The organism is Mycobacterium sp. 29Ha (genome assembly GCF_032883055.1).
Classification (GTDB): Bacteria; Actinomycetota; Actinomycetes; order Mycobacteriales; family Mycobacteriaceae; genus Mycobacterium; species Mycobacterium gallinarum.
Window position 1 is genome coordinate 19,736 of the sequence record NZ_JAMQTI010000019.1, and the last position, 14,836, is coordinate 34,571.

Here is a 14,836-nt window from a genome sequence, read left to right on the forward strand (position 1 = left end):
GGATCTTGCGATGGGCATCAAGGTGGCGCTGGAGCATCGCACCAGCTACACATTCGACCGACTCGTGCAGGTGCATCCCCACGTCGTCCGGCTGCGCCCGGCCCCGCACTCGCGCACGCCGATCGAGGCCTACTCGCTGACCGTCGAGCCCGCCGACCACTTCGTCAACTGGCAGCAGGACGCATTCGGCAATTTCCTTGCCCGGCTGGTTTTCCCGTCCCGCGCTCGCGGCCTCACGATCACCGTCGGCCTGATCGCCGACCTGAAGGTGATCAACCCGTTCGACTTCTTCATCGAGGAATACGCGGAAAAGGTCGGCTTCACCTATCCCAAGGCTCTCGCCGAGGACCTCAAGCCCTACCTGCGGCCGGTCGACGAGGGCGATGAGGGCAGTGGGCCCGGCGACCTCGTCCAGGCGTGGGTGAAGAACTTCTCCGTCGCGCCGGACACCCGCACCATCGATTACCTTGTCGCGCTCAACCGCGCGGTCAACGTCGACGTCGGTTACAGCGTTCGGATGGAACCCGGTGTGCAGACGCCGGACCACACGCTGCGCACCGGCATCGGCTCGTGTCGCGACTCGGCCTGGTTGCTCGTGTCGATCCTGCGTCAGCTCGGGCTGGCCGCCCGGTTCGTCTCCGGTTACCTCGTCCAGCTCACCTCCGACGTCGAGGCGCTCGATGGTCCGTCCGGCCCGGCCGCCGACTTCACCGATCTGCACGCCTGGGCCGAGGTGTACATCCCCGGTGCGGGCTGGATCGGGCTGGACCCGACGTCGGGGCTATTCGCGGGCGAGGGCCATATCCCGCTGTCAGCGACACCGCATCCGGACTCGGCCGCGCCGATCACAGGAGCCGTCGAACCGTGCGAGTCGACGCTGGATTTCACCAACGCCGTGACGCGCGTGCACGAGGACCCGCGGGTCACGCTCCCTTACACCGAGGCGGCCTGGGGGGCCATCTGTGAGCTCGGCGGCCGCGTCGACGAGCGACTTGCCGCGGGCGACGTCCGTCTGACGATTGGCGGCGAGCCGACGTTCGTCTCCATCGACAACCAGGTCGATCCCGAGTGGACGACCGACGCCGACGGGCCGCACAAACGCCGACTGGCCTCCGACCTCGCCGCGCGGTTGAAGAAGGTGTGGGCGCCACAGGGCCTGGTTCACCGCAACCAGGGTAAGTGGTATCCGGGAGAACCGTTGCCGCGCTGGCAGATCGGACTGTTCTGGCGCACCGACGGCGAACCGCTGTGGCGCGATGAGACGTTGCTCGCCGATCCGTGGCCGTCGACGCCGGAGAGGATCGAGGTCGCGCCCGACGCCGGACTGCGGGTGCTCGGTGCGCTCGCCGACGGACTTGGGCTGCCCCCTTCTCAGATTCGGCCCGCGTACGAGGATGCGTTGAACCGACTCGGCGCCGCGGTGCGCCTGCCGGCGGGCGAACCCGTCGATGCGACAGACGATCTGGAAGCGGACACCGCCGAGGCGCGGGCGGCGCTGGTCGCACGGCTGGAGGAGTCGGTCACCGAACCGGCGGCCTACGTGCTGCCGTTGCACCGCGCCGACGACGGGTCCGGCTGGGCCAGTGCGGACTGGCGGCTGCGGCGCGGGCGCATCGTCCTGCTCGACGGCGACTCACCCGCGGGGCTGCGGCTGCCGCTGAAGTCCATCAGCTGGCGTCCGCCTCAGCCAACCTATGCTGCCGATCCCCTGGTGCGCCGCGGGGCGTTGTCCGTCGAATCCCGCTCGGACGACGCGGAAGTCGTGGATGTCGACGCTACGCCGACGACTGCCGTCGTCGCCGAGATCCGCGAAGGGCTGCTCTACATCTATCTCCCGCCGACCGACGACGCGGACCATTTCGTCGACCTCATTCGCCGCGTGGAGGCCGCGGCGGCCAAGGCCGGCTGTCCGATCGTCCTCGAGGGTTACGGGCCGCCGCCGGACCCGCGGATCACCTCGATGACCGTCACCCCCGACCCCGGCGTCATCGAGGTCAACGTGGCACCCACAGCCAGTTTCGCCGAGCAGCGCCAACAGCTGGAAACGCTGTACAGCGAGGCCCGGCTGGCCCGGCTGTCGACCGAGTCATTCGAGGTCGACGGCAGCCACGGCGGCACCGGCGGGGGCAACCACATCACGCTGGGCGGCATCACCCCCGCGGACTCACCGCTGTTGCGCCGGCCCGACCTGCTGGTGTCGATGCTGACGTATTGGCAGCGGCATCCGTCGCTGTCCTACCTGTTCGCGGGACGGTTCATCGGCACGACATCGCAGGCGCCCCGGGTGGACGAAGGGCGCGCGGAGTCGCTGTACGAACTCGAGATCGCATTCGCCGAGATCGCGCGACTATCCGCCGGCGAGGGCGGACCACGGCCGTGGATCGTCGACCGGGCGTTGCGGCACCTGCTGAGCGACATCACCGGCAATACCCACCGCGCCGAGTTCTGCATCGACAAGCTGTACAGCCCCGACGGTCCACGCGGTCGACTCGGCCTGCTGGAGCTGCGCGGGTTCGAGATGCCGCCGCACTACCAGATGGCGATGGTGCAGTCCCTGCTGGTGCGGTCGCTGGTCGCATGGTTCTGGGACGAACCGCTGAGAGCGCCGCTCATCCGACACGGCGCCAACCTGCACGGCCGATACCTGTTGCCGCACTTCCTGATTCACGACATCGCCGGCGTGGCCGCAGACCTGCGTGCGCACGGCATCAACTTCGACACCAGCTGGCTCGACCCGTTTACGGAGTTCCGGTTCCCGCGCATCGGCACGGCCGTGTTCGACGGAGTGGAGATCGAGCTGCGCGGGGCGATCGAGCCGTGGAATGTGCTGGGGGAGGAGTCGGCCGGAGGTGGCACGGCACGCTACGTCGACTCATCGATCGAGCGCATTCAGGTCCGGCTCATCGGCGCGGACCGTCAACGCTACATCGTGACCGCCAACGGCTACCCGATACCGCTGCTCGCCACCGACAACCCCGATGTCCAGGTGGGTGGCTTGAGGTTCCGCGCGTGGCAGCCCCCGAGCGCGCTGCATCCGACGATCACTGTGGACGGGCCGTTGCGGTTCGAACTCGTGGACACCGCGACCGGCATGTCACGCGGCGGCTGCACGTATCACGTGTCGCATCCCGGCGGCCGGGCTTATGACCGTCCGCCCGTCAACGCCGTGGAAGCCGAGTCGCGACGCGGCCGACGATTCGAGACCACCGGCTTCACCCCCGGCAAGGTCGACATGGCCGACATCCGGGAGAAGCAGGCCCGCCAATCCACCGATGTGGGCGCGCCGGGAATCTTGGATCTGCGCCGGGTGCGTACCGTTCTGCAGTGATGGCCCTACCCGCAACGACTCCCCACGACATCGACAACCTGCTGTCGCGTTATCGCGGTGCGCGAGCCCAGCAGGCGCTGTTCGACGTACGCGGGAGTGCGGTCGGCGGGTACGACGAATTCGTCGATCCCGCAGGCAATATCCGGCCGGCCTGGCAGGAGCTCGCCGAATGCGTCGGCGAGCGTGGCCGTATCGGCCTCAACCAGCTTCGGTCGACGGTGCGCGGCTTGGTCGACAACGACGGCATCACCTACGTCCAGGTCGACCGCAACGGCGACGCCGTCACCAACGGAAACGGGGCGGCCGACCCCGGGCCATGGCAGCTCGACGCGTTGCCGTTGGTGATCTCGTCGTCCGACTGGGACATCCTGGAAGCCGGCCTGCTGCAGCGTTCGCGGTTGCTCGACGCAATCCTGACCGATCTCTACGGCGCACGCGAGTCGGTGACCAGTGGGGTGTTGCCCCCGCAATTACTCTTCGCGCACCCCGGCTACATTCGCGCAGCACGCGGGATCGAGGTGCCTGGCCGCCACCAGCTGTTCATGCACGGCTGCGACATCAGCCGCGGACATGATGGCAGCTTCCTGGTCAACGCGGACTGGACGCAGGCGCCGTCGGGCGCGGGATACGCATTGGCCGACCGTCGGGTGGTGGCGCACGCATTTCCCGATCTGTACGAGCGCATCGGGCCGCGTCCAGCCTCGCCGTGGGCCCAAGCGCTGCGCCTCGCACTGATCGACGTCGCGCCCGAGTCCGCCGAAGAACCCGTTGTCGTGGTGCTCAGTCCCGGAATCCACTCCGAGACGGCCTTTGATCAGGCCTACCTGGCGAGCGTGCTCGGCTTCCCACTGGTGGAGAGTGCCGATCTGGTGGTGCGTGACGGCAAGCTGTGGATGCGATCGATGGGCACGCTGAAGCGCGTCGACGTGGTGCTGCGCCGCGTCGACGCCGATTACGCGGATCCGCTTGACCTACGGCCGGATTCGCGCCTGGGCGTCGTCGGGTTGGTCGAGGTGTTGCGTCGCGGCGCGGTCAGCGTTGTCAACTCGCTCGGCAGCGGCATCCTGGAAAGCCCTGGACTGCTTCGTTTTCTACCTGAACTCGCCGAACGCCTACTGGGGGAGACGCCGCTGTTACGGACGGCGGAGATGTATTGGGGCGGCATCAACACCGAACGCTCACATTTGTTGAGTAACCTGGCGTCGCTGCTGATCCGACCGGTCACCGGGGGCCAGGCGATTGTCGGGCCGGCCCTGTCGTCTGCGCAGCGTCGGGAACTCGGCGTGCGCATCGAAACCACGCCGTGGCAATGGGTGGGCCAGCAGCTGCCGCAGTTCTCCTCGGCTCCCACCGACTACTACACCGGTGGACTGTCGGCGGCCAACGTAGGCATGCGTTTGTTCACGGTCTCGCAGCGAAGTGGTTACGCGCCGATGATCGGCGGACTCGGCTACCTCGTCGCACCCGGACACGCGGCGTATCGACTGAATACCGTTGCAGCCAAGGATATCTGGGTTCGCACACCGACGCGGGTGACCGCGGAGCGGACCCCGACCGCACCGCCGGTGGAGCTGCCGGCGATCATGCCCAGTCCCACTCGGGCGGTCAGCTCGCCGCGTGTGTTGTCCGATCTGTTCTGGATGGGCCGCTACGCCGAACGCGCGGAGAACATGGCGCGCCTGCTCACCGTGACTCGCGAGCGCTATCACGAATTCCGTTACCGCCGGGAGCTGGCCGGCAGCGAGTGCGTCCCGGTGCTGCTCACCGCGCTCGGTTCGATCACCGGAACCAGCATCGGTGACGGTGATTACGCCGAGATAGTGGCGACGGCGCCGACGACGTTGTGGTCGCTGACGGCCGACCGGCATCGTCCCGGCTCCCTCGCGCAGTCGGTCGAACGTCTTGGTCTCGCCGCGCGTGCGGTTCGCGACCAGATGTCCAACGACACCTGGATGGTGTTGGCGGCCGTCGAGCGCGCGCTGCTGCACGCCCCGGCTCAGCCGTTCGGTCGGCCCGCCGACGAGCCACCGGAGTCCAAGGCCGAGGGCGAGGCGTTCTTGTCCTCGACGACCAGTCTGACGCTGTCGGGCATGCTGGCGCTGTCGGGCGTCGCCGCCGAGTCCATGGTGCATGACGTGGGCTGGACCATGATGGACATCGGCAAGCGGATCGAACGTGGGCTGGGTCTCACGGCACTCCTGCGGGCCACTCTCATCACGGTCCGCAATCCAGGTGCTGAGCAGACCATCACCGAATCCACGCTGGTGGCATGTGAATCGGCGGTCATTTATCGGAGACGCAACCCCGGAATGGTTAGTGTTGCCGCCGTGGCCGATCTGGTCTTGATGGACGCCGAGAATCCACGCTCGCTGGCTTTCCAGCTCGAGCGGCTTCGTATCGCACTGAAGGCGTTGCCCGGGTCGTCGGGTTCATCGCGGCCTGAGCGGCTGGTCGAGGAGATCAATGCCCGGTTGCGCCGCATCGAGCCTGCCGACCTCGACGAGGTGACGGCCGAGGGTCGCCGTGCAGACCTAGCGTCGTTGCTCAACGACACCCACGCCGATCTGCGCGAACTGTCCACCGTCATCACCGCGACCCATCTGTCTTTGCCAGGCGAAATGCAGCCGCTGTGGGGCCCCGATGAGCGCAGGGTGATGCCGTGACAGGCCCTCGGGAAAACGATGGGCCCACGACCTCAGGATCGAGCCGGTGCTATCAGGTGTCGCACCGCACGGTGTACCGCTACTCGGATGTCGTGACCAGTAGCTACGGTCGCGGCTTCCTGACCCCGCGCGACTCCGCGCGGCAGCGGTGCCTTTCGCACTCGCTCGAGATCGAACCGACGGCAGCGGACAGCTCCACCAGCCGCGACGCCTACGGCAACATCAGTTCGTACTTCCACGTCACCGAGCGGCACGAGACGCTGTCGATCACGAGCCGCTCGGTGGTCGAGGTGGATCCGCCGCCCGCCGACCTCTATGACGGCGGATCGGCGCGCGCGCCGTGGGAGATCTCCAGGCCCGTCGGAACGGACGGCGCACTGGCCATGGAGTTCACCCTCGACCTGCGTTCGGCCGAAATCACCGACGGGCTACGTGACTATGCCGCACCGAGTTTCGAGCCGGGGCGCCCGCTCATCGAGGTGCTGCGCGACCTGAATTCGCGGATCTACACAGATTTCACCTACCGCTCCGGCTCGACGACGGTGTCGACTCGGGTGAGCGAGGTTTTGACTGCCCGGGAAGGGGTATGTCAGGACTTCGCGCGGCTTGCCATCGCCTGCCTGCGTGCCAACGGGTTGGCAGCCAGCTACGTATCCGGTTATCTGGCCACCGACCCACCTCCGGGAAAGGAACGCATGGTGGGAATCGACGCCACGCACGCATGGGCGTCTGTGTGGACGCCGCAAAACCAGTGGCTCGGTTTCGATCCCACTAACGCCCAGATGGTCGACGAGCGCTACATCACCGTCGGTTTCGGGCGCGACTACGCGGACGTTCCGCCGCTGCGCGGCATCATCTACACCGACTCCGAACGCAGCAAGATCGACGTCGCGGTCGACGTTGCGCCCTGCGACGGCGGTGTGCTTCATGCGTGACTTCACCTGTCCCAACTGCGGCCAGCGGCTGGCATTCGAGAATTCGGTCTGCCTGTCCTGTCGCAGCAGGATCGGCTTTTCGCTGGACGACATGGCGCTGCTGGTCATCGCGCCGGGCCCCGAGTCAGAGCATGCCGGCGCCGTGGACTCCAGCGAGTACCGGCTATGTGCGAATCTGCATCTCGCAGAATGCAACTGGCTGGTGGAGAAAGGGCCGATCGCCAAGCTGTGCGCATCGTGCGCGCTGACCCGCTTGAGGCCCAACGATGCCGACGCGGTCGCGCTGGCCGCGTTCGCGACGGCGGAACGGGCCAAGCGGCGGATGATCGCCGAGCTGTACGAGCTCAAGCTGCCCATCGTGGGCCGCGACGCTGATCCGGAGTACGGGCTCGCGTTCGACCTGCTGTCCAGTCAATTCGAGAAGGTCTTCACCGGTCATGCCAACGGGGTCATCACGCTGGACCTGGCCGAGGGTGACGACGTGCACCGCGAGCAGCTGCGCATCTCGATGGACGAGCCGTACCGCACCCTGCTCGGACACTTCCGTCACGAGATCGGGCACTACTACTTCTACCGTCTCATCGGGACGTCGTCGGACTACCTGGAGCGGTTCAACGAGCTGTTCGGCGATCCCGACCTCGACTATCAGGCGGCGCTGGATCGCCACTACAGCGAGGGTGCGCCTGCCGGCTGGCAAAAGGATTACGTGTCGTCCTACGCCACGATGCATCCGGCCGAGGATTGGGCGGAGACCTTCGCCCATTACCTGCATATCCGCGACACCCTGGACACCGCCGCCGCCTTCGGGTTCGCACCCGCCGGTGCCACCTTCGAACGACGCACGTTGGGGCCCAGCGGTTTCGACACGATCATTGACCTCTGGCTGCCGCTGTCGTGGGCACTGAACATGGTGAACCGCTCGATGGGCAAGGACGATCTCTATCCCTTCGTTCTACGCGGCCCGGTGCTCGAGAAGATGCGGTTCATCCACACGGTGATCGACGAGATCACCTCGAATCCGGTGAAGCTCGCCGAGATCGGCGCCCCGGCGGAGGATCAGCAGACGCAGTTGGGCTAGTCGCCGAGATCAGGGGCCCACGGTGTGCCGTTGATGTGACCGCCGCCGTCGACGAACAGCGTATTGCCCGTCAGGTAACGCGAGCCCTCGCCGGCCAGGAACACCGCAACGGGCGCGATGTCGTCATAGGGGTCGCCCATGCGTCCCATCGGGTTCGCCGCATCGGCCACCGACTCCAGTTCGGGGTACTCGCCGATCGCGCGAAAGAAGGCCTGGCTCTTGGCCGCCGGGCAGATCGCGTTGACGGTGACGCCCGTGGGCGCCCACTCCCGTGCCGCGGTGCGGGTGAGGGCGCGCAGCGCCTCTTTGGCCGCGTTGTACTCCAATGAGCCCATGTGGGCATTGACGCCATTGAGGCTGCACATGTTGATGACCCGACCCCAACCGCGCTCCTTCATGTGCGGGAACGCAGCGCGCATCGCCCAGAAGGGACCGTAGTAGCCGACGGCGATGCCCTGCGACAGTTGTTCGTCGGTCTTCTTCTCGACCCGGCCGATCCCGCCGCCGCCCCAGGCGTTGTTCACCACGATGTCGATGGACCCGTACGCCGACAGCGCGGTCTGCACCGCGTTCTCGACCTGCTCGCGGTCGGACACGTCCGTGCCGACATACGTTCCGCCTATCGACTGGGCGACGGCTTCGCCTGCCGCCGAGTCGATCTCGGCGACCACCACCCTGGCACCCTCATCGTCGAAGCGTCGGACGATGCCCTCGCCGATGCCCGCGCCTGCGCCGGTCACCAGCGCCACCTTGCCATCGAGTTGTCCGCTCATGAGCCTGCGATCCCCGAGGCCAGAAGATCGCGTGCCTCCGATTTGCCGTCCAGCGTCCGCGTCGTGCGTTCGACGATCTGCCAACGGTCGTCGATGAGCCGTAGCCGGAAGTGGTTGACTCCTGCGCGCGCGACGACGAACCCCTCGCCGCGATGAACCAACAGGACCGACTCGCACACCGCCACCGCGTCCATGCCATCGACGGTCACCACCGCCGGGCCCAGGAAATGACTGCAGCCCCGGTGGATCAGCCCCTGATGGGCGTCGGAGCGCACCATGGCGGCCACGTCCTCGCGGCTGCGCATCGACCAGCCCTCCACGTCGTAGCTCCCGTCGGTGGCCCACAACTGTGCCGCGGCGTCGGCTTCACCGGCGTCGACCAGCGGTCCGTACGAGGCGATCAACCGCTCGATCGCGCGCTCTTCCTCGATGCGTTCGAGCCGTCGTTCCAGTTCGAAAACCCGCTCGTCGTTCAACGAAATTCCTTTCAACTAACCGGATCCCATGAGTTTTTCCATGAACTTGTGCGTACCGAGAACCACTTTCACGCGGTCGGGATCGTTTCGACGAGCGATGTCATCCCCATTGCCTCCTGCGATATGGATCGGGCCGTGGGGGAGTTGTTCGAGCCCCTCGCGGGCGACGTCCGCCGGGTCGGCGACGCGCATGCCCGGGACGTCGAAGTTCAGCCCGACGCGCTCCATGGCCGGGGTGCGGGTGACTCCGAGCACCAACTCCAGCACGTCGACGCCGTACTCGCGAAGCTCGAGCCACAGCCCTTCGGCGAAGATGCGCCCGAAGGCCTTCACACCCCCGTATACGGTGTGCCGCACCGAGCCGAGGTAGCCGGCCATCGAGCCGACCATCAGGATGCCGCCACGCCGGCGATCCCGCATCGGCCTGCCGAAGTGCTGCACCAGTGCCAGCATGGTGCCGATGTTGAGGTCGATCACCCCGCCGAAGTCGCTCAGCGCACCATCCAGGAAGTGCTCGCTGCAGGTGTTCGCGCCCGCGTTGTAGATGAGCAGACCCACCTCGAGGTCGGAAGTGGCATCCGCGATGCGAGTCACCGCGTCGGCCGACACCAAATCCACAGCGAGTGTTCGTACTTCGACGCCCAGGGCACGACACGTTTCCGCGGTCTCGGCCAGGGGATCGGGCTTTCGGGCGATCAGGACGAGGTTGATTCCCGCGGCAGCCAACTGCCGCGCGAATTCCGCGCCGACGCCCTCGGAGCCGCCAGCCACGACGGCCCACGGCCCATACTTCGATAGCTCCATCACGGGTTCATCTTTACCCCGACAGTCGCAGGAAGGCTCTGCCGCGTCCCGATAGGCGGTAACCCACGTCCAGGCTGATTGTCAGGCCCAGCCCCTTGAGTTGGCGGACGCGGCGTTTGAACCGGGGTACGTCCATCCCGACGCGGTCGGCGAGATCGGGTGCGCGCACCGCCTCGTTGGCGCCGATCAATTGCAGGTACTGCCTCGTCCACGGCTCGGTGGCTGCGTCCCAGCGGTCCAGGCGCGCCGTGATCGCAGCCACATCGGCGGGTGACAGCCGGTCCTCGGCGGCAAGCGCGGGCCGTTCGTCGGGTGCCAGGAAGGAGACCGCGATCGCATAGGTGTGCCGGGCCTGCCTGCGGTTCAGGTCTTTCTGGGCGGTCGCGGCATCCGGGTAACCGGCCGCCCGGGCCTGCGCAGCGGTCACCCGGTGGTGTCCGGGGAATTCGGCGACGTCGTCGATGCGAATCGTGCCCGCCATGGTGCGCTGCGTGCCGCCTGCCTTGACCCTCGGCGCGTCCCAGCGGCGGAGCACAAGTGTGATGCTGCCGTTAGCGATTCCCTCCGCCGTGTCGCGGTTCAGCAGCACGGTGCTGACCCTACGATCACGCGGTGGCTGATCGCTATGGCTCTGACGTCCTCGCATCGAACCCGCACCGGAAACGTCCCCGTTCGGTTGAGCTGCCGGTCGAGATCGGCATGGTCGTCGAGGACGCTCAAACCGGCTTCGTCGGCGCGGTGATGCGCGTCGAGTACGGCCGGATGGAACTCGAGGATCGCAACGGCCGCAAGAAACCGTTTCCGGTCGGTCCCGGTTATCTCGTCGACGGCCGGCCCGTCATCCTGACTCCGCCGAAGCGCTCGGCACCGCAGACGTCGAGGACCGCGTCGGGATCGGTGGCCGTGGCCGGCGCGCGCGCGAAAGTGGCGTTGGCGAGTCGCATCTACGTCGAGGGCCGCCATGACGCGGAGCTCGTCGAGCAGGTGTGGGGTGACGATCTTCGCGTCGAGGGGGTCGTCGTCGAATATCTCGGGGGCGTCGACGATCTCGCCGCGATCGTCGAAGAGTTCCGGCCGGCACCCGGACGACGGCTTGGTGTGCTCGTCGACCATCTCGTGGCCGGCTCGAAGGAGGCGCGAATCGCCGATGCGGTCCGCCGGGGTCCCGGCGGCGCGCACACGCTCGTCGTCGGACATCCGTTCATCGACATCTGGCAGGCGGTCAAACCCGGCCGGATCGGGGTGCAGGAGTGGCCCGTCATCCCCAAGGGCACGGACTGGAAGAAGGGCGTGTGCGACAAGCTGGGCTGGCCGTGCGCCCAACAGGCCGACATCGCGAGAGCGTGGCAGCGGATCCGGGGCCGCGTGCGCGACTGGAACGACCTCGAGCCCGCGCTCATCGGCCGCGTCGAGGAGCTGATCGACTTCGTGACACAACCAGCGGAGTCGTGAACGCGTCGCGTCATCGCCTCGTGGTAAGCAGAGAGCGTGGCCGACGGTCTGTTTGACGTGCCCGGCGAAGAGCGGTCGTCGGGGGTCGCCCCCGTCGGCGCGTCCACCCCGCTTGCGGTGCGGATGCGGCCCGCCACCCTCGACGAGGTCGTCGGACAGGACCACCTGCTGCAGCCGGGTTCGCCGCTGCGCCGGATGGTCGAGGGTTCGGGAGCGGCGTCGGTCATTCTCTACGGTCCGCCCGGCACCGGTAAGACGACACTCGCATCGCTGATCTCGGGGGCGACCGGCCGCCGTTTCGAGGCGCTTTCGGCGTTGTCGGCCGGCGTGAAAGAGGTCCGCGCCGTCATCGATACCGCGCGGCGGGCGGCCGCACACGGTGAGCAGACCGTGCTGTTCATCGATGAGGTGCACCGGTTCTCCAAGACGCAACAGGACGCGCTGCTGTCCGCCGTCGAGAATCGAGTGGTGCTGCTGGTCGCGGCCACCACCGAGAACCCGTCGTTCTCCGTCGTCGCACCGCTGCTTTCGCGGTCACTGATCCTGCAACTGCACCCCCTCGGCGCCGACGCGGTGCGCGAACTCGTGCGGCGCGCGATCGACGACGAACGTGGCCTCGGTGGCAAGGTCACGGTCACCGACGATGCCGTCGAGTTACTGGTGCAGCTGTCGGCAGGCGATGCCCGTCGCGCGCTGACGGCCCTCGAGGTCGCGGCCGAGGCCGGCGACGTGACGGTCGAGGTGATCGAGCAGTCGCTGGACAAGGCCGCCGTCCGCTATGACCGCGACGGCGATCAGCACTACGACGTCATCAGCGCGTTCATCAAGTCGGTCCGCGGTTCCGACGTCGATGCCGCGCTGCACTACCTGTCCCGAATGCTGGTCGCGGGGGAGGACCCACGGTTCATCGCCAGACGACTCATGATTCTCGCCAGCGAAGACATCGGCATGGCCGATCCGACGGCCCTGCAGACGGCCGTCGCCGCAGCTCAGACCGTGCAGCTCATCGGAATGCCGGAGGGGCAGCTCACGCTGGCCCACGCGACCGTTCACCTGGCGACCGCACCCAAGTCGAATGCCGTCACCACCGCCCTGGGAGCCGCGATGGCTGACATCAGGGCGGGCAAGGCCGGTCAGGTGCCGACCCATCTGCGCGACGGCCACTACTCCGGCGCCGAGAAACTGGGAAACGCGATCGGCTACAAGTACGCGCACGACGATCCCGATGGCGTTGTGCCCCAGCAATATCCGCCCGATGAGCTGGTCGGCGTCGACTATTACCAGCCGACCACCCACGGAGCCGAACGTGAGATCGCGACGCGCCTGGACAAGCTGCGCGCGATCATCCGCAAGAAGCGCTGACGGTTTCGACGCCTCATTCCCGCCGAGACTGCGGACAGATCGCGATTTCGGCCCAGATGGCGATCTGCTTGCAGTCTCGGCGAAAAATCGCCACCCCTTGACACGCACCGCACACCGTCCTACGTTGGTATTCAACCGAAGCATTGATCAAACGCAAGGTTGATAATGGGGAGTGATGGCGATGCGGATGCGCAGCTCGATCGCGCCTTCCTGGCGCTGGCCGACCCGGTTCGACGTGCGATCGTCGCGCGACTGTCCAGGGGGCCGGCCACGGTCAACGAGCTGGCCGCACCGTTCGACATCACCAAACAGGCGGTGTCCAAGCACATTCAGGTGCTCGAGCATGCGGGTCTCGTCACGCGGACCCGCGACGCACAGCGACGGCCGGTTCACCTCGACGCCGCCGCGCTGGAGCGGCTGACCGCATGGATCGACCGATATCGGCTCGACGCCGAGCGCAGTTACCGCCGGCTGGACGCCCTGCTGGCCGGCATGCCCGACACCCAGGAGAAAGGACGCACCACATGACGAACGCATTGGACCTCAACGCCCCGGTCGACACCCTGGCCATGGAGTTCACCCGCGAGTTCGACGCTCCGGTCGAAGCGCTGTTCCGGGCGCATGCCGAGCCCGAGCTGATGAAGCAGTGGCTCGGCCCGCATGGTCTGGAGATGGAGATCACCGAGTGGGACTTCAAAAGCCATGGCGGGTACCGCTATACGCACTCAAACGACGAAGGGACGTTCGGCTTCAACGGCACGTTCCACACCGTGCGAGACAACGAGTTCATCCTGCAGACCTTCGAATTCGAAGGTGCGCCGGACATGGTGAACATCGAGTACATGTGGTTCGAGGACCTCGGCAACGGCCGTTCCCGGCTGCGGGGCCGGTCGATCTGCCCCAACACCGAGGCGCGAGACGCACTGCTTTCTTCCGGCATGGAAGGCGGAATGACCGAGGGCTACGAGAAGCTCGACGCCTTACTCAAGAGCCTCTGACCTCGAGAAGGAGCGATCCCGGCTGCAGGGGTCCAGCCGGGATCGCTATTCGGGTGGTACGCGTCAGCGCATCAAGCCCGAGCGCCGGCGGCCCGTCATGCCGGTGCGACCACGTCCCATGAGCGCCGACACGAGCGCCACTCCGATCACGGCCACGACGAGCTGAACGAGCAGCTCCCCCCAGTCGACGCCGGGCGTTGTGGTGGAAATGCCGAGCGCCTGGGCAAGCCAAGTACCGATCAACGCGGCGACGATGCCGACCAGGATCGTTACGAGCATCCCAATGGGCTGCTTACCCGGTAGCAGCAGCCTGGCCAGTACGCCGATGACGATGCCGATGAGTATTGCGGTGATGATGCCGGTGATGGTCACGATGCCTCCGATGACTAGTGGCAGGGCCGTTCGTAGATCACCCTGGTCAAGCAGCGATACCCCTGCCTCCGGCGAAATAAACGCTCGCGTCAATCCCGCCGATTGCTCGTAGGCTCGACGACGTGGACACGGATGTACTCGATATCGACACCGCCAGGCGCCGCATCGTCGACCTCACCGATGAGGTGCGCGCGTTCTGCAGTGCGCACCAAGACGGCTTGTGCAATGTCTTTGTCCCGCACGCGACGGCCGGTGTCGCGATCATCGAGACCGGTGCCGGGTCCGATGACGACCTGCTGGACACGCTGGAACGCCTGCTGCCTCGCGATGACCGCTATCGCCATGCCCACGGCGCCCCGGGGCACGGCGCCGACCATGTGCTGCCCGCGCTGGTCTCGCCATCGGTGACGGTGCCCGTGCAGGGCGGAAAGCCGCTGCTCGGCACGTGGCAGAGCGTCGTGCTGGTGGATCTGAACAGCGACAATCCGCAGCGCAAGGTTCGGTTGAGCTTTATCGGCGCCTAACCGGCACCTGACGCGGTGCCGGTTCGTTGGCCTTTCAGGCGCCACAACTGCGACCGGTACTGTGGTGCGGT

14 protein-coding genes are annotated in these 14,836 nt (G+C 66.9%); 9 read left to right on the forward strand and 5 right to left on the reverse strand.

Annotated elements, in window-relative coordinates:
- Positions 1 to 10 precede the first annotated feature (10 nt).
- From M1248_RS22570 to M1248_RS22585, 4 genes are read left to right on the forward strand one after another with little or no spacing between them, the layout of a single operon-like run.
- Positions 11 to 3,328 (forward strand): transglutaminase family protein, encoded by a 3,318-nt coding sequence (locus tag M1248_RS22570; protein ID WP_317149780.1) that lies wholly within the window; start codon positions 11 to 13, stop codon positions 3,326 to 3,328.
- Positions 3,328 to 5,991 carry a circularly permuted type 2 ATP-grasp protein gene (locus tag M1248_RS22575; protein WP_317149781.1) on the forward strand — a complete coding sequence of 888 codons (2,664 nt, stop codon included), beginning with the start codon at positions 3,328 to 3,330 and terminating at the stop codon, positions 5,989 to 5,991. The genes M1248_RS22570 and M1248_RS22575 overlap by 1 nt, the downstream gene beginning before the upstream one ends.
- Positions 5,988 to 6,926 carry a transglutaminase N-terminal domain-containing protein gene (locus M1248_RS22580; protein WP_163727141.1) on the forward strand — a complete coding sequence of 313 codons (939 nt, stop codon included), beginning with the start codon at positions 5,988 to 5,990 and terminating at the stop codon, positions 6,924 to 6,926. Before M1248_RS22575 ends, M1248_RS22580 begins: the two co-directional genes overlap by 4 nt.
- Entirely contained in the window at positions 6,919 to 8,004 is a 1,086-nt protein-coding gene (locus tag M1248_RS22585; RefSeq protein WP_317149782.1) for a putative zinc-binding metallopeptidase, read from the forward strand. Before M1248_RS22580 ends, M1248_RS22585 begins: the two co-directional genes overlap by 8 nt.
- Here the strand turns inward: M1248_RS22585 and M1248_RS22590 are convergent.
- The 4 genes from M1248_RS22590 to M1248_RS22605 are packed head-to-tail and all read right to left on the reverse strand — an operon-like array spanning position 8,001 to position 10,646.
- The gene (locus M1248_RS22590) at positions 8,001 to 8,777 is read right to left on the reverse strand and encodes an SDR family oxidoreductase (RefSeq protein ID WP_317149783.1); all 777 of its coding nucleotides are present in this window, start codon (positions 8,775 to 8,777) and stop codon (positions 8,001 to 8,003) included. The genes M1248_RS22585 and M1248_RS22590 overlap by 4 nt on opposite strands.
- Positions 8,774 to 9,253: a nuclear transport factor 2 family protein gene (locus tag M1248_RS22595; protein WP_083123517.1), complete on the reverse strand. Its 480-nt coding sequence runs from the start codon at positions 9,251 to 9,253 to the stop codon at positions 8,774 to 8,776. Before M1248_RS22595 ends, M1248_RS22590 begins: the two co-directional genes overlap by 4 nt.
- A gap of 15 nt (positions 9,254 to 9,268) precedes the next feature.
- Entirely contained in the window at positions 9,269 to 10,057 is a 789-nt protein-coding gene (locus M1248_RS22600) for an SDR family NAD(P)-dependent oxidoreductase (protein WP_410506721.1), read from the reverse strand.
- Positions 10,058 to 10,070: 13 nt separating this feature from the next.
- Positions 10,071 to 10,646 (reverse strand): hypothetical protein, encoded by a 576-nt coding sequence (locus M1248_RS22605; protein WP_317149785.1) that lies wholly within the window; start codon positions 10,644 to 10,646, stop codon positions 10,071 to 10,073.
- A gap of 23 nt (positions 10,647 to 10,669) precedes the next feature.
- Between M1248_RS22605 and M1248_RS22610 the strand changes: the two genes are divergently transcribed.
- The 4 genes from M1248_RS22610 to M1248_RS22625 all read left to right on the forward strand — a co-directional run bounded on the left by M1248_RS22610 (position 10,670) and on the right by M1248_RS22625 (position 13,869).
- Complete coding sequence (locus M1248_RS22610; protein ID WP_317149786.1) at positions 10,670 to 11,509, forward strand: DUF3097 domain-containing protein; 840 nt, start codon at positions 10,670 to 10,672, stop codon at positions 11,507 to 11,509.
- Between the two features lie 36 nt (positions 11,510 to 11,545).
- Positions 11,546 to 12,871 (forward strand): replication-associated recombination protein A, encoded by a 1,326-nt coding sequence (locus M1248_RS22615; RefSeq protein WP_317149787.1) that lies wholly within the window; start codon positions 11,546 to 11,548, stop codon positions 12,869 to 12,871.
- Positions 12,872 to 13,036: 165 nt separating this feature from the next.
- A complete protein-coding gene (locus M1248_RS22620; protein WP_317149788.1) occupies positions 13,037 to 13,399 on the forward strand; it encodes a metalloregulator ArsR/SmtB family transcription factor in 363 nt (120 codons plus the stop codon).
- A complete protein-coding gene (locus M1248_RS22625; RefSeq protein WP_163727169.1) occupies positions 13,396 to 13,869 on the forward strand; it encodes an SRPBCC family protein in 474 nt (157 codons plus the stop codon). Before M1248_RS22620 ends, M1248_RS22625 begins: the two co-directional genes overlap by 4 nt.
- A 63-nt stretch (positions 13,870 to 13,932) precedes the next feature.
- On the opposite strand, the gene M1248_RS22630 is transcribed toward M1248_RS22625, so the two are convergent.
- The gene (locus tag M1248_RS22630) at positions 13,933 to 14,241 is read right to left on the reverse strand and encodes a GlsB/YeaQ/YmgE family stress response membrane protein (RefSeq protein ID WP_163727172.1); all 309 of its coding nucleotides are present in this window, start codon (positions 14,239 to 14,241) and stop codon (positions 13,933 to 13,935) included.
- A 122-nt stretch (positions 14,242 to 14,363) separates the two neighbouring features.
- On the opposite strand from M1248_RS22630, the gene M1248_RS22635 reads away from it, so the two are divergent.
- The gene (locus M1248_RS22635; protein ID WP_163727175.1) at positions 14,364 to 14,765 is read left to right on the forward strand and encodes a secondary thiamine-phosphate synthase enzyme YjbQ; all 402 of its coding nucleotides are present in this window, start codon (positions 14,364 to 14,366) and stop codon (positions 14,763 to 14,765) included.
- Positions 14,766 to 14,836: the final 71 nt, after the last annotated feature.

Excerpts from the sequence above, each read along its gene's own strand:
- M1248_RS22570 (WP_317149780.1), top strand. The coding sequence starts at position 11 with ATGGGCATCAAGGTGGCGCTGGAGCATCGCACCAGCTACACATTCGAC.
- M1248_RS22575 (WP_317149781.1), top strand. The coding sequence starts at position 3,328 with ATGGCCCTACCCGCAACGACTCCCCACGACATCGACAACCTGCTGTCG.
- M1248_RS22585 (WP_317149782.1), top strand. The coding sequence starts at position 6,919 with ATGCGTGACTTCACCTGTCCCAACTGCGGCCAGCGGCTGGCATTCGAG.
- M1248_RS22590 (WP_317149783.1), bottom strand. The coding sequence starts at position 8,777 with ATGAGCGGACAACTCGATGGCAAGGTGGCGCTGGTGACCGGCGCAGGC.
- M1248_RS22600 (WP_410506721.1), bottom strand. The coding sequence starts at position 10,057 with ATGGAGCTATCGAAGTATGGGCCGTGGGCCGTCGTGGCTGGCGGCTCC.
- M1248_RS22620 (WP_317149788.1), top strand. The coding sequence starts at position 13,037 with ATGGGGAGTGATGGCGATGCGGATGCGCAGCTCGATCGCGCCTTCCTG.
- M1248_RS22625 (WP_163727169.1), top strand. The coding sequence starts at position 13,396 with ATGACGAACGCATTGGACCTCAACGCCCCGGTCGACACCCTGGCCATG.